Here is a 13,062-nt window from a genome sequence, read left to right as displayed (position 1 = left end):
GCTATTTAATTAATGCTTTTGGGCAATTTTCATGGAAAATGTCTTTTCTTCTAATGTGAGGAAATAACATGAAAATTGATAGTGGAGCCAACACTATTTTCGCCGGCCGTGCCCAGGCCGGCTATCCCGCTGCCCGCACCGATGGTGCCGCCTCGTTCGCCGCCATGCTGGCTGAAAAAACATCGGCGGCGCCGAACGCGGCAGCGGGTTCGGCTGACGCCAGGCAGCCCAATTTCAGCAACATGACCCGCCAGGAAATGCGCGACTGGGTAAATGGGCAAATCCGGAGCGGACAAATGACGTTCGATGAAAGCACGCCATTCATGCTGATGACCATGAAGATACCGGTAGACGGCAGCCCCGAAGTGCCTGCCGCCAGCGATAGCGAGCGTATTGATTTCACGCAAAAGGCGCGCCTGGGTATCGAGGGCGCCTTGTTCCGCAACGACCCGCAGGCCGCCAGGAAATTGCAGGCCGCCCTCGATGTCATGCTGCAGAAGCAGAGGCAGCAGAACGGTGTCGATGCCCGCGCCTGATCAGTAACGTTCGAGCCAGTGTGCGTATTGCGCCGGCAAGGTCCACGAAGGGCGCTCCACCCCCAGTTCCTTGGCGGCAGCGTACGGCCAGTGCGGGTTGGCCAGATGCGAGCGGCCCACCATCACTACGTCGAGCTGGCCATCCTTGACGGCCTGTTCCGCGATGGCCGGCGTGCCGAAACCCCAGGCCGATGACACGGGCAAACCTGCTTCGCGGCGCACCCGTTCAGCGATAGGCGCCAGGAAAGGCGTGCCCCAGGGAATCGCCGCGCCAGGAATCGAAAAGCCCACGCTGACGCTGAGCATATCGAGGCCGGCGGCCTTGAAATCGCGCACCAGGGCTATCGATTCCAGCAAGGTTGCTTCATCGCGGCCATCGTATTCGATCACGCCAAAACGCACGGTCAGCGGCAGGCTTTCCGGCCATACCTCGCGCACGGCTTTCAATGTTTCCAGCAGGAAGCGGGCGCGGTTTTCCACGCTGCCGCCATAGATATCGTCGCGCTGGTTCGAGTGGGCGGAAAAGAAGCTTTGTCCCAGGTAGCCGTGGGCAAAATGCAGCTCCAGCCATTCGAAGCCGATTTCACGGGCGCGCAGGGCGGCGTCGACGAAATCCTGGCGCACGCGGGCGATATCGTCGAGATTCATGGCGCGCGGCATTTTTGGCAGGCCGGGGCCAAAGGCGAGGGCCGATGGCGCGATGGTGTCCCAGGCGCGGGCATCGCTTTCCACGATATGGTCGTCGCCTTCCCATGGCCGGTTCGAGCTGGCTTTGCGGCCAGCATGGCCGATCTGGATGCCGGGCACGGATCCGGCTGCCTTGATGGCTTTCACCACGGGAGCAAACGCTTGCGCCAGGTCATCATTCCAGATGCCGGTGCAGCCCGGCGTGATACGGCCTTCTGGCGACACGGCCGTCGCTTCGACGATCACCAACCCTGCGCCGCCGCGCGCCAGGGCGGCATAGTGCGACAGATGCCAGTCGTTGGCCTGGCCATCGACCGCCATGTACTGGCACATCGGTGGCACGGCGATACGGTTACGCAGGGTAATATCTTTGAGGGTAAAGGGCTGGAAGAGGGCGGACATGGTGGCCTTGGTTCGTGAAAGTGAGGAATAGGGTTAAGTTCCATTGTTCGAATGTATTCGAACAATGGATGGAGTATAGCCGATGGTGTATGATTCTGCACATGCGCCCCCATAAACACCCTCCCGCCAGCGATTTCGTCCTTGAACGTGTGCTGTATGCCTTGAGCGATTCGATCCGTCTCGACATCGTGCGGCGCCTGGCTGGCGTGGAAGCGGCCACTTGCGGCGAGCTCGACGGCGGCCGGCCCAAGTCCACCGTCTCGCACCACTTCAAGGTCTTGCGCGAATCGGGCCTCGTTTTCACGGAAAATAGCGGCACCATCCACATGAACTCGCTGCGCCGGCTCGATATCGACGCGCGCTTTCCCGGCTTGCTGGACGCCATCCTGGCGCAGCATCCCGTATCGGTATTTCCGGACACCGCGGCCAGCAAATAAGCTGCGCGGCGACCCCATCCTTCAAGCTCGGCTATCATATCGGCCGGTCGGCAAAATCATCAGCAATTCGCTTGCTAGGGATTGTGTTGTTGAAATATCGCTGTGTAACAAAGGTTGGGCATGAAGGTAGTGGCAGTAACAAGAGCGGACGAGGCCGTTCGCGCGCAGTTTGGCTGGATCAATGTCTTGAAAGCCGGCGCGGCGCAACTGATTGTGCTGCATCATCTGGCGTTTTACGGCCCCATGTCCGATCACGTACGGCGCATGCTGCCTGCCTTGCTCGACTGGCTGGGCGGCAGCGCCCGCATCGCCGTGCAAGTCTTCCTGGTCATCAGCGGTTTCCTGGTCGCCAAATCGCTCTCGCCGGCCGGGCTGCCGGGCCTGGCCTCGCCGCTGCGCGCCATCGGCCGGCGTTATGCCAAGCTGGCGCCGCCATTCATGGCGGCCACTCTGCTGGCCGCCGCCGCGTCCATCCTGGCGGCCAACTGGATGACCCACGATTCGATTTCCGCTCCCGCCACCCTGGACCAGCTGGGCGCCCACGCGCTGTTGCTGCATAGCGTGCTCGGCTATGAATCGCTGTCGGCTGGCGCCTGGTATGTGGCCATCGATTTCCAGCTGTATGCACTGACGGCCTTGCTGTTATGGCTGGGCGGCCATATTGCCGGCCAGCGCAGCGCGCCCTGGCTGATGCCCTTGACCGTTACCCTGGGGATTGCTGTTTCCCTGTTGCACTTCAACCTCGACGCCAGCTGGGACAACTGGGCGCCTTATTTCTTTGGCAGCTATGGCCTGGGCATGCTGGCCTGGTGGGCCAGCGACGTGCGCCGCAAGGCTGGCGCCATGAGCATGCTACTCGTCATGATCACGGTTCCGGCCGTACTGGCGCTGGCCATCAACTTCCGCAGCCGCATCGCGCTGGCCTTGATCGTTGCCTGCGCCCTGTTCCTGTTCGGCCGTTCGCGCACGCCAGCCCAGGGGCAAACCTGGTCGGTGGTCAATCGCCTGGGGCAGATATCGTATGCCGTGTTCCTGATCCACTTTCCCGTCTGCCTGCTGGTCAACGCCGCCTTTATTCATCTTGTGCCGCTGGAGCCGGAATGGCAGGCGCTGGGCATGCTGACCGCCTGGGGCGCCAGCCTGGCTTGCGGCGCGGCCTTCCACCGCTGGGTGGAAGTACCGCTGGGCCGCGCCGTTCAGCTGGCTATAGAACATTTCATGATGCGGCCGGTGTTTGCGTAGAGCCGGCCTTAGGGAGCGGCAGTGATTCGATGCACCATCGCCATGATGGCCGTCATCTGCGGCGCTGACTTCAAGGCGTAGTCCGCGCCCGTATAACCCCACCAATCCCAGCAACCCTCAGGATTGCGCGGCTGCGCGGGGGAGGCGATCGCTTGTGGATACAGCACCAGGATATTATTGGTGTCGGCCCATTCGTTGATGCCAGCCTGTTGCACAAAAGTGTTGCCGATATACGATTGCCCTTGCTTGCAGCCATGCAAGGCGACCACCACCTTGCACGCTTGCGTGGCGCAATTGTCGGGGACATACAGCCATGCCGTGTTATCCATGCTGATGGCGGCGCAATTGTTGCCTGAACAAAAGGCGTTCTGGTTGATCTGGGCATAACTGCCTTGTGGCGTCGTTGTCGGCGCATGCAGATTGCCATAGAACATGGTCAAGAAAGTCTGCTCGGCATTCACGTTGCAATTATTCATGAATGGCGCCCCCAGGTGGCCGCAGTCGCTGGCGGCATCGGGCGTAATCCACGCGTGCTGCGCCGGCGTCGTCTGGTTGTAGACGATATTGCTGGCGCTGGTGTAGTTTTGGTAATACGTTTGCAGCTGGTCCATCACTTGCTGGGCCACCACCGTATCCCTGGTGCCGCTGAACATGTAGATCGGTTTGCCACCGATATTGCTGGTCGGATCGATCAAGCCGCTGCTCGCCATGCTGTCGGTATAGGCCGTCAGTGTTGCCAGCGGGATGCCGCCATTGGCGCAGGCGGTTTTCCAGCTCGACAGCGCATCCTGGTTGCAATAATACGGATCGCCGGCAAAGATGGCCGCGCCATGGAAGCTGGCGGAATTGGCGATCTGCAATTGCACCGCCATCGCGCCGCCGGAAGAAATCCCGGCCACCGTCACGCCGGCCGGGTCGGCACGGTAGGCGCCCAGCGTAACCGGCGTTGCCGAGGTGGCGGCAAAACTTTGCCCTGCTGCCGTGGCGCTGCTCAGTTTGACGGTCAGGCTGGCCGGCGAAAATGCGCTGATGCCTTGCATGCTGGGGGTGACGGTGTAGCTGCCGGTGGCCAGGCCGTTGAAGGCATAACTGCCATCGGCGCCGGACACCGTGGAAACGCCGTTTGCAAGGGTCAAGGTCACGCCGGCCAGCGGCGTATTGGCGCCTGCCAGGGTGACTGTGCCGCTGATGCCAGCCACGGCGGAGGACGACTGCGCCTGGGAGGACTGTTGCGGCAATGCTGGATTGCTGCTGCCGCCGCCGCAGGCGCTCAGGGTGGCCGCGCAAGCGAACGCCACGAACAAACGGGAAAATCCGTGCATGAGAATATTTCTTTCTGATTAAAATCAGTTGATGAAGTGCTGGCGGGTCAGCCATAGCCGGAACAGTTCAGGCCAGGCTTGCTCTTCGGGCATGTCCGTCGCCAGGCCGACGCCATGGGCGCCGTGCGGGAACAGATGGATATCGGCTCGGATGCCGGCCGCTTTCAGCGCATCGCCGAAGATCACGCTGTTGTGCGGATCGATGCGCTGGTCATCCATGCTGACGAAGAGGAATACCGGAGGCGTATGCGGGCCGACATTATTTTGGCCGGACAGACGCTGTTCCAGTTGATGCAATTGCGCACCGCGATAGTCTTTCAGCAAGTTCTTGCGCGTATTCGACGTGCCATACACGGCCGGGTCCATGGAAATGACGGGGTAGCCGAGACCGAGCGTATCGACCTTGCCGGAACTGCTATCGACCGCGTCGTGCACCGGCAAGCCGAAATCATCGTCCGGATGCAAGGCCAGGGTGGTGGCCAGATGGCCTCCGGCCGAAAAGCCGAACACGCCGATGCGCTTCGGATCGACATGCAGTTCGCGGGCGCGATGGCGGATCAGCTTGAGCGCGCGCTGGCCATCCCACATCGGCACCGGATAGCGATACGTGCCGTCAGGGCGCACCAGGCGGTAATACAGCACGAAGGTGGTGACGTTCAGGCGCCGCGAAAAATACTCGGCCACCGGCGTCTGTTCTTTCTTGTTCGTCAGGTGATCGTATCCGCCGCCGGCCAGCAGCAGCATGGCCGGTGCGGCCGGATCGCCATTGGCAGCCGGGAATACCCGCATGTAAGGAATGTCCTGGCAGGCGTCATCGCCGGCGGCGCCGGGCGCGGGGCCATCCCACAGGCGGATTTCGCCGGCGTCGGCGCTGTCGTAGCAATTTTCCGCCGTCGCGCTGGCGGTGGAGTGATGTGGCCGCGCGCTTGCTTGCTGACCGATAGTCAGCGCCAACAGGGACAATAAAACAGTGATTCTACGCATACAAGCCTCTGCCTATGATGAGATGGTGACCGGATTTCGCAACAAATAGTCACAAACGGTCATATGCTCGGATCATAGGGCGGTCTCGCCGGGCTGTAAAATACAATAAAGTCGCCCTCACCATACTTCCTATATATAGCCCGCCCATGGAACTTCGGCATTTGCGTTATTTCGTCACGGTGGCCGAGGAGGGGAACTTCACCCGCGCTGCACTGCGCCTGCACATGCAGCAGCCGCCGCTGAGCCAGCAAATCCGCACGCTCGAAGAAGAGCTGGGATTCGCGCTGTTCCTGCGCCATCCGAAAGGAGTAGACCTGAGTCCGGCCGGCAAGATTTATCTGCAGGAAGCACGCGCCATCCTCGACAAGGTGAAACGGGCAGGGCTGCGCGCGGCGCTGACGGCCTCGGGCATGGAAGGCCTGGTGTCGGTCGGTTTTACCAGTTCCGCCGTGGCGCACCCGCTGATACCGCAACTGCTGCATACCCATCGCGAGCAGCGTCCCCAGGTGGACATCCGCTTTAGCGAGGGCAATGCGGCGACCCTCACCACCGCCGTCGCCAACGGCCGCATCGACCTGGCGTTCCTGCGCATGCCGGTCGAACGCCCGCCCGGCTTATTGTTCCACCGCCTGCTCGATGAGACCATGCTGCTGGTGCTGCCCGCCTGGCATACGCTGCTGGCGCCGGCAGCCGGACAGGAGCAGATGCCTGGGATCAGGCTGTCAGCCTTGCGCGATGAAAAATTCATCCTGGTGCGCAAACCCGGCGCGCCCGGCATGTATGCCGCCCTGATCGACGCCTGCCTGGCAGCCGGCTACACGCCGCGCATCGCCGCCGAAGTCGACAACATGCTGACCAACATCAGCCTGGTCGCCGCCGGTGTCGGCATCTCCGTGGCGCCCGCCTCCATGGTGGGCTTCCATGCCCACGCCGTCCGCTATTGCCGCATCGCCGACAGCGCCGCCGGCCTGCACGCACCGTTGACCTTGGTGGTGCGTGAAGACAACATGATGCCGGTGGTGGCGCACTTTATTGATGAGGCAAAGCGCTTGGCGGGCTTGGCGGAGTATTGCTGAACTTTATTCCTGCTTGAAATAAGACTGGCTTCCCCCATTATTTGTTACTACGATAAATAAGGGATCACTTTTGATGCTGCCAAGCGTGAAAAGACGCTCATGGGGCGCGGGCTGGACTTTGCGCGTGCGACAGAAGTGTTTGATGGGCTTAGGATTACGCTACCGGACCAGAGGCAGGATTATGGCGAGTCACGGCTCATTACGATGGGCTGGCTTGATGAACGTCTCGTCGTACTGGTCTGGACGCAGCGTGGACTGGCACGCAGAATCATCAGCATGAGGAAAGCAAATGAACGTGAAATCGCAAAATACAGCCAAAGCCTGGCTTGACCCGGACGATGCGCCTGAACTGACGGACGATTTTTTTGAACAAGGCGCCTGGCAAGTCGGTGATAAACCCGTTTCCCATCCCGAAGCGCAACAAGAATTGGCCCGCCGCCGCCGCGGCCGGCCTGCCGGCAGTGGTAGCAAGGTCAGCACGACCATCCGCTTCGACGCCGAAATCCTGGACGCCTTCAAGGCGACCGGTGAAGGCTGGCAAACGCGCATGAATGATGCGTTGAAGGAGTGGCTGCGGGCGCGGCAGGCTTGATAACTTGCTTCGGGCAAGCCAAGGTTGAGCGCGTGCAAGAGTGGCATACCTCCCCACGGCTCCGTTTTTATCCCCAAAGCAATCCCGGGGTCGGACCCGCCGGGTCCGACCCCAGCACTTTTGGTGTAAGGATGAATGGAACTTTATTGAGTGGTAATTGCCGTTTGTAGCTAGCTGTGTTGATTTGCAGCGAAATCTGACCCACTTTGCAGCATAATTTGCAAACGAATCTGACCCACGTTTAAGACACAATCCTGCTCATGACATTGAGCGGGGAATCGGAGTGATCGACGTGGCACTACTAGGCATTATTCGACGCTGGCACATTCGCGAGCATATCCCATTGAGAGAGATATCCAGGCGGTTGGGCATCTCCAGAAATACCGTCCGGCGCTACCTGCGCTCGGAAACCATAGAGCCAGCTTACGCTGAGCGGCGCTCCACCCGCGCCATCGACAAATACGCGTTCCAGCTTTCAGCGCTCCTCAAGACCGAGGCGGCCAAGTCGCGCAAGCAGCGGCGCACGCTGAAACAGATCCATGAGGACCTAAAAGAATTGGGGTTCGAGGGGTCTTACGACAGGGTCGCGGCGTTCGCGAGGACATGGAGGGAGGGTCAATCTGAGAGGGTCAATCCGGCCAGCAAACGAACAAACAGTTCAACTCAGCATACAGGAAAGGAGATCAGGCATAATTTAACCTCTGCTTAAACATAAAGATATATCGAAGAGCGGGTCAGAATTCGATGCAAATTGTGGGTCAAGATTAAGCGCAATCTAACAGATAACTCTCTGGGCTGTGGTGGCAAGACCGGTACAGCAGATTTAATCATTTCTGCTGTGGCGTCTGGAGAAGCTGGGAAGTCTACTTCGCCTTTAAGCATGCGACGAATGTTGTTAAGGGCGGCTTTTGCCGTTACCCGGCTTGTTGGCGTGTCGTCCTCATTCTGAGACATGAATCCCTCCGTGGCTAAACTGGAAGCACGATTTTATACTTGTTTGAGTGTGTTCAGTATTCCAGTATTTATGACGCCAGTGTGTTGAGGCAATATATGCTTTTGGTAAGTGCAGGTGGTGAAGGGCTTTAAGCATGAATAAAAGCTGCCCCAAAAACAAAAAAGCCAACCGCGAACGGTTGGCTTCTCTGACGTATTTGGTAGGCCGTGCGGGATTCGAACCTGCGACCAACGGATTAAAAGTCCGCTGCTCTACCAGCTGAGCTAACGACCCAAAAACTTTACAACAACTTCGGTAACACTGTGCACTAAAAAAATGCTTGCTATAACAACTCGCAAGCAAATCATTACTGCGTATTCGTGGTAGGCCGTGCGGGATTCGAACCTGCGACCAACGGATTAAAAGTCCGCTGCTCTACCAGCTGAGCTAACGACCCGAAGAAGAAAGATTATAGGGGGTGCCCGTGATTCTGTCAAACGGGACGGGCAACTTTTTCCCCCTGTCGCTGGCCGGCTGTCTTGAACGTCTGACAAAGCCGGCACGCAGCAAGCTTACTTTTTGCCGCCGCGCTCTTTCGCTGTCTGCGCCGCGCTCGAGTCAGGATAGCGCGAGATCAGGGCGTTCAGCGTCTTGGTGGCGTTCGGCTTGTCTTTCAGTTCCGTGTAGCAGCTGGCGATGTTGAGCATGGCGTCGGCTGCTTTCGGGCTGTCCGGGTAGTTCTTCACGACGGCTTGCTGGGCCGTGATGGCGCTCTTGCAGTCGCGCTGGGCGTAATAGGCGTTGCCCAGCCAGTATTGGGCGTTGGCCGCGTAGGCCGATTCCGGGTAGCGTTTCACGAAGGCGTCCAGCGAGGTGGCCGCGCCCTTGTAGTCGCCCGACTTGAACAGGCCCAGGGCGGCGTCATACGCGCCTTGTTCGGATACGCCCACGGCCGCTTCCTGGCCATCGATGGTGACCTGGCGCGGCTCGAGCTTGCGCAGGCGGGCGTCGAGGTCGGTGTAGAAATCTTTCTGGCGTTTTTGCGTGTTGGCCAGGTCATTGCCCAGTACTTCGATCTGGCCGCGCAGGCGGGCGATCTCTTGCATGGTCTGGTCGTGCTGGTTGATCAGGCTCAAGGTGCTGGTCTTGTCTGCCTTGGTGTCGATGCGGTTGTTCAGGTCCTGCGCCAGTGCGTCGACCTTGGCGCGCAACTCCAGGATGGCCTTGCGGGCTTCGTCGTCGTCGAACAGGGCTGCATTGGCGTGCAGGGGCAGGTAGGCGAATGCGGCCATCAGGGCGGCGGCGAGGCTGGCTTTCGAGAATGTCATCATGGGTCGGGCTTTCAAAAGTTACGCAAACATGCAAACGGGGCAGTGGGCGGTTATCTACCGCGCACCGCCCCATTATTATGCCTCTAAGTCAGCGCGAAAAACGCGCTGGACCGCGATATCGGCAAGATATCAATAAACGATGTCAGCGCGGCGGTTTTGTGCCCATGCTTCTTCGTTGCTGCCTTGTGCTTTAGGCTTTTCTTTGCCCAGCGACACGGCTTCCATTTGGCCTTCTGGTACGCCCAGAGCCGACAGGGATTTACGCACTGCTTCAGCACGTTTTTGGCCCAGGGCCAGGTTGTACTCAGCGCCGCCGCGTTCGTCGGTGTTACCTTGGATCAGGATCTTGCGGCTAGGGGTTTTCACCAGGTAAGCAGCGTGGTTTTGCACCACTGGGGTGTCGGCTTCGCGCACGACGTATTTGTCGAAGTCGAAGTAGACGCTGCGGTTAGCCAGCACGCCTTTTGGATCGTCCAGTGGGTCGACCGATGCGGTGGTCACTGGCTGAACTTGACGGTTGTCAACGACTGGAGGAGGAGCAACCACTTCTGGTGCGCGCTCAACCACTGGGGTTTCTGCCAGTTTCACTGGGGTGCTGCAAGCCGACAACAGGGCGGCGGTAGCGGCGATGAAGGCCAAGCTTTTGATATTACTCATTTTTATTCTCCGGGTCATGGTTAAGGGTGAAACTATACTGCTTTACTTCATAAAAGGACCCCAGGTGGGCTCCTTGATATTGCCAGCTTGCGTAGTCAAACGCTGTTTGACGCGGCCATCCACCGATACCACTGCCAGCGACTTGCGTCGTCCGGATTCGGTCGCGTACATGATATATTTCCCGTTGGGCGAAAAGCTCGGTGATTCGTCGTTGGCGGTGTCCGACAGGCGCAGTTCCTGGCCGCTGGCCAGGTCGAGCACGTAGAGCTGGAAGTTACCGTCGCGACGGGAAATATAAGCGAGTGTCTTGCCATCGGACGAGATCCGAGGGCTGATGTTGTAGGAGCCGCCAAACGTCACGCGCTTGGCTTCGCCGCCGCTGGCCGGCATGCGGTAGATTTGTGGTCCGCCGCTACGGTCGCTGGTGAAGTAAATACTTTGGCCATCGGCCGAGAATTGTGGTTCGGTGTCGATGCCGCTGCTGTTGCTGATGCGGCGCAGGCCGCTGCCGTCGGCATTGACGACGTAGACTTGCGTGTGGCCGTCGCGCGACAGGGCGACCGCCAGGCGGGTGCCGTCAGGGCTCCAGCTTGGCGCCGAATTGCTGCCTTTTTCATTCGATACGATGGTGCGCTGGCGGGTTACCAGGTTTTGCACGTAGACGATAGGCTTTTTCTTTTCAAACGAGACATACGCCACCTTGGTGCCGTCCGGCGACCAGGCTGGCGAAATGATCGGTTCATTCGAGCGCAGTGCGACCTGGATGCCTTCGCCATCGGCGTCGGCCACTTCCAGGCGGTATTCGCGACCCGTTTGCGTGACGTAGGCGATACGGGTGGAGAACGCACCTTTGACGCCGGTCAGCTTTTCATAGATGTCATCGGCAATCTTGTGCGCCAGCAGGCGGTTGAATTGCGGTGCGGCGGCATTGTTCATGCTCGACAGTTGCACGCCCTTGATGGTGTCGAACAATTTATAGCGCACGTCCAGGCGGCCATCGGCCAGTTGCTGCACGCTGCCGGCGGCCAGTGCATCGGCGCCACGGCCTTTCCACTGGTCGAAATTGATGTTGGCGGTTTCCGCGACGGCCGTATCGGCATCGATCAGCTTGAACGCACCGCTGCGGGCCAGGTCGGCCTTGATGATGGACGACAGCGGTTGCGGCGCCACCGATTCCTGGTCGAAGTTGGCAATTGCCACCGGAATCTGGTTGCTGCCGACGCCGGTAATCTCGACGCGCAACTGGGCCTGGGCGCCGCTGGCTCCCAGCATCAAGCCCGCGCAGAGCACGACGTAGCTCATTTTTTTCATGATCATCATTTAGGCAAATCCTTCATATCGAATACTGCTTCAATCTCGCGTTCCACGGTGCCGTCTTTTTTCTTCGGCAGTGGCGACGATTTCTTAATGGCGTTTTCTACCGCGTTGTCATACGCGGGCAGGCCGCTACTTTTAATTTTCCGGACTGAAATAATTTCCCCAGTTGGCAATTGATCGATCTTGTACACGGCGCGCGGCGCGCCTGGAATGTCGGTGCTGCCGCTGTACGCGATATTGCTCTTGATCTTGGTCGTAATGGCGGCGACATAGCCGCTATCCATGCGTGGCGCCGTCGCTTTCGCTGCGGTGCCGGTCGTGCCTGAGCCGACTGCGCCCGTGATGCGGCTCATTTCGTCGGCACGTGCCTTGTCTGCCGCCTTTTGCTCTGCCGCTTTTTTCGCCTTGGCCGCTTTTTCAGCCGCCGCTTTTTTCTCGGCCTGTTCTTTCTGTTCCTTGTCTTTCTGCGCCTGGGCCTCAGCTTTTTCTTCCGCCAGTGCTTTTTCCTTGGCCTGCTTGGCTTTCTCCAGCTTGTCGGCTTTTTCCTTCTCCAGCTTGTCAGCCTTCTCTTTTTCTTTCTGTTTCTGCTTGTCCTGCTCGCGCTTGGCGTCTTCGCGGTCCTGCTGCTCCTGCTTCTTGCGTGCTTCTTCCGCGGCTTTTTCTTTCTCTTCCTTCAGCTTGGCCTTTTTGCGCTCGAGCGCAATCTCTGCCTCGCGCAGGTCGACTTTCGGCTCAGGAGCCGCTACCGGTGGTGGTGGCGGCGGAGCAGGCTCTTCCACCGCCGGTTGTGGCGGCGGCGCAGGCTGCGGATCAGGCTCGGTCGCCACCTCCGGCGGCGGCGCGGCCGTCTGCACCTTCAAGTCCCACACTTCCGCTTCCACGGCGACCGGCTCCGTACTTTGCCAGTTGACGCCTACCCACAGGAAAAACAGCAGGCCAAGATGCATCGCCAGCGCCAGTCCAAGCGAGGGCCAGCGGCTGCGTTCACGCGGCACGCTGTAGGGCACGCCGTGTACATGGTCGGTTTGTTTGTTCTGCAAGGTCAAGTCTATCTAAAAACGGTGAAGTCTGGTTATGTACACGCGTGCGCTTACTTATTCACTTACTGATTCACTTACTTGGTCGCCAGGCCCACCCGGTTGATGCCGATCTTCTTGGCTTCCGAAATCAGCTGGATCACGTCGTCATACTTGCTTTCCTTGTCGCCTGCGATCAGCACCGGATAGTCCGGGTTGGCTGCATGCAGGCCGCGCAGATTGCGCAGCAGGGCGTCGCGGTTCGGTTCCGTTTCCGGCGCCAGCTGTTCTTTGCCGATCACGCCGATCGACAGCGAGCCATTTGGCTTCAGCACGATCTGGATGTAGTCGTCGGGCGGTTTCGCGGTTTTTTCCGCGTTGGGCAAATTGACCACGCTGGGATTATTGGACGACGGCATGACCATGAAAATAATCAGCAGCACCAGCATCACGTCGATATACGGCACGACGTTGATTTCCGACTTGAACTTGCGGCCACGGCCACCGCGCATGCCGCCACTATTGAAGG

The 13,062-nt window shown here is 59.4% G+C and carries 15 protein-coding genes, 2 tRNA genes and 1 pseudogene; 7 read left to right on the top strand and 11 right to left on the bottom strand.

Annotated elements, in window-relative coordinates; all coding sequences use genetic code 11:
* Nucleotides 1-68: 68 nt before the first annotated feature.
* Complete coding sequence (locus ACL9RI_RS17725; RefSeq protein WP_422727817.1) at nucleotides 69-536, top strand: hypothetical protein; 468 nt, start codon at nucleotides 69-71, stop codon at nucleotides 534-536.
* On the opposite strand, the gene ACL9RI_RS17720 is transcribed toward ACL9RI_RS17725, so the two are convergent.
* Nucleotides 537-1,625, bottom strand: a complete 1,089-nt coding sequence (locus tag ACL9RI_RS17720; protein WP_422727816.1) for an NADH:flavin oxidoreductase/NADH oxidase — start codon at nucleotides 1,623-1,625, stop codon at nucleotides 537-539.
* 101 nt (nucleotides 1,626-1,726) lie between these two features.
* Here ACL9RI_RS17720 and ACL9RI_RS17715 point away from each other — a divergent pair, with 101 nt between their 5' ends.
* Entirely contained in the window at nucleotides 1,727-2,062 is a 336-nt protein-coding gene (locus tag ACL9RI_RS17715; RefSeq protein ID WP_422727815.1) for an ArsR/SmtB family transcription factor, read from the top strand.
* A 120-nt stretch (nucleotides 2,063-2,182) separates the two neighbouring features.
* Nucleotides 2,183-3,304, top strand: coding sequence for an acyltransferase family protein (locus ACL9RI_RS17710; protein ID WP_422727814.1), 1,122 nt, complete (start codon nucleotides 2,183-2,185; stop codon nucleotides 3,302-3,304).
* An 8-nt stretch (nucleotides 3,305-3,312) separates the two neighbouring features.
* Here ACL9RI_RS17710 and ACL9RI_RS17705 read toward each other — a convergent pair whose 3' ends face one another.
* Nucleotides 3,313-4,626, bottom strand: a complete 1,314-nt coding sequence (locus ACL9RI_RS17705) for a carboxypeptidase regulatory-like domain-containing protein (protein ID WP_422727813.1) — start codon at nucleotides 4,624-4,626, stop codon at nucleotides 3,313-3,315.
* Nucleotides 4,627-4,650: 24 nt separating this feature from the next.
* Entirely contained in the window at nucleotides 4,651-5,610 is a 960-nt protein-coding gene (locus ACL9RI_RS17700; protein ID WP_422727812.1) for an alpha/beta hydrolase, read from the bottom strand.
* Nucleotides 5,611-5,756: 146 nt separating this feature from the next.
* On the opposite strand from ACL9RI_RS17700, the gene ACL9RI_RS17695 reads away from it, so the two are divergent.
* From ACL9RI_RS17695 to ACL9RI_RS17680, 4 genes and pseudogenes are all read left to right on the top strand, one after another.
* Complete coding sequence (locus ACL9RI_RS17695; protein WP_422727811.1) at nucleotides 5,757-6,686, top strand: LysR family transcriptional regulator; 930 nt, start codon at nucleotides 5,757-5,759, stop codon at nucleotides 6,684-6,686.
* A 99-nt stretch (nucleotides 6,687-6,785) separates the two neighbouring features.
* Nucleotides 6,786-7,016, top strand: coding sequence for a BrnT family toxin (locus tag ACL9RI_RS17690; protein WP_422727810.1), 231 nt, complete (start codon nucleotides 6,786-6,788; stop codon nucleotides 7,014-7,016).
* Nucleotides 6,976-7,278 carry a BrnA antitoxin family protein gene (locus tag ACL9RI_RS17685; protein ID WP_422727809.1) on the top strand — a complete coding sequence of 101 codons (303 nt, stop codon included), beginning with the start codon at nucleotides 6,976-6,978 and terminating at the stop codon, nucleotides 7,276-7,278. The genes ACL9RI_RS17690 and ACL9RI_RS17685 overlap by 41 nt, the downstream gene beginning before the upstream one ends.
* 292 nt (nucleotides 7,279-7,570) lie before the next feature.
* Nucleotides 7,571-7,906 (top strand): annotated as a pseudogene (locus ACL9RI_RS17680) (helix-turn-helix domain-containing protein); the annotation flags it as partial.
* A 77-nt stretch (nucleotides 7,907-7,983) separates the two neighbouring features.
* On the opposite strand, the gene ACL9RI_RS17675 reads toward ACL9RI_RS17680, so the two are convergent.
* From ACL9RI_RS17675 to ACL9RI_RS17640, 8 genes are all read right to left on the bottom strand, one after another.
* Nucleotides 7,984-8,232: a hypothetical protein gene (locus ACL9RI_RS17675; protein WP_422727808.1), complete on the bottom strand. Its 249-nt coding sequence runs from the start codon at nucleotides 8,230-8,232 to the stop codon at nucleotides 7,984-7,986.
* A gap of 198 nt (nucleotides 8,233-8,430) precedes the next feature.
* Nucleotides 8,431-8,506, bottom strand: a tRNA-Lys gene (locus ACL9RI_RS17670).
* Nucleotides 8,507-8,593: 87 nt separating this feature from the next.
* A tRNA-Lys gene (locus ACL9RI_RS17665) sits at nucleotides 8,594-8,669 on the bottom strand.
* Between the two features lie 115 nt (nucleotides 8,670-8,784).
* A complete protein-coding gene (ybgF, locus tag ACL9RI_RS17660; protein WP_422727807.1) occupies nucleotides 8,785-9,543 on the bottom strand; it encodes a tol-pal system protein YbgF in 759 nt (252 codons plus the stop codon).
* Between the two features lie 129 nt (nucleotides 9,544-9,672).
* The gene (pal, locus tag ACL9RI_RS17655; RefSeq protein WP_422727806.1) at nucleotides 9,673-10,200 is read right to left on the bottom strand and encodes a peptidoglycan-associated lipoprotein Pal; all 528 of its coding nucleotides are present in this window, start codon (nucleotides 10,198-10,200) and stop codon (nucleotides 9,673-9,675) included.
* 42 nt (nucleotides 10,201-10,242) lie between these two features.
* Nucleotides 10,243-11,520: a Tol-Pal system beta propeller repeat protein TolB gene (tolB, locus tag ACL9RI_RS17650; protein WP_422727805.1), complete on the bottom strand. Its 1,278-nt coding sequence runs from the start codon at nucleotides 11,518-11,520 to the stop codon at nucleotides 10,243-10,245.
* Entirely contained in the window at nucleotides 11,517-12,557 is a 1,041-nt protein-coding gene (tolA, locus tag ACL9RI_RS17645) for a cell envelope integrity protein TolA (protein WP_422727804.1), read from the bottom strand. The genes tolB and tolA overlap by 4 nt, the downstream gene beginning before the upstream one ends.
* A gap of 74 nt (nucleotides 12,558-12,631) precedes the next feature.
* The gene (locus tag ACL9RI_RS17640) at nucleotides 12,632-13,045 is read right to left on the bottom strand and encodes an ExbD/TolR family protein (RefSeq protein WP_422727896.1); all 414 of its coding nucleotides are present in this window, start codon (nucleotides 13,043-13,045) and stop codon (nucleotides 12,632-12,634) included.
* Between the last annotated feature and the right edge of the window lie 17 nt (nucleotides 13,046-13,062).

The sequence above is a fragment of the Janthinobacterium sp. Mn2066 genome (genome assembly GCF_049319705.1).
GTDB lineage: Bacteria > Pseudomonadota > Gammaproteobacteria > Burkholderiales > Burkholderiaceae_D > Janthinobacterium.
The sequence above is the reverse complement of the archived record's forward strand: the minus strand, read 5'-3'. Positions and strand labels throughout refer to the sequence as shown.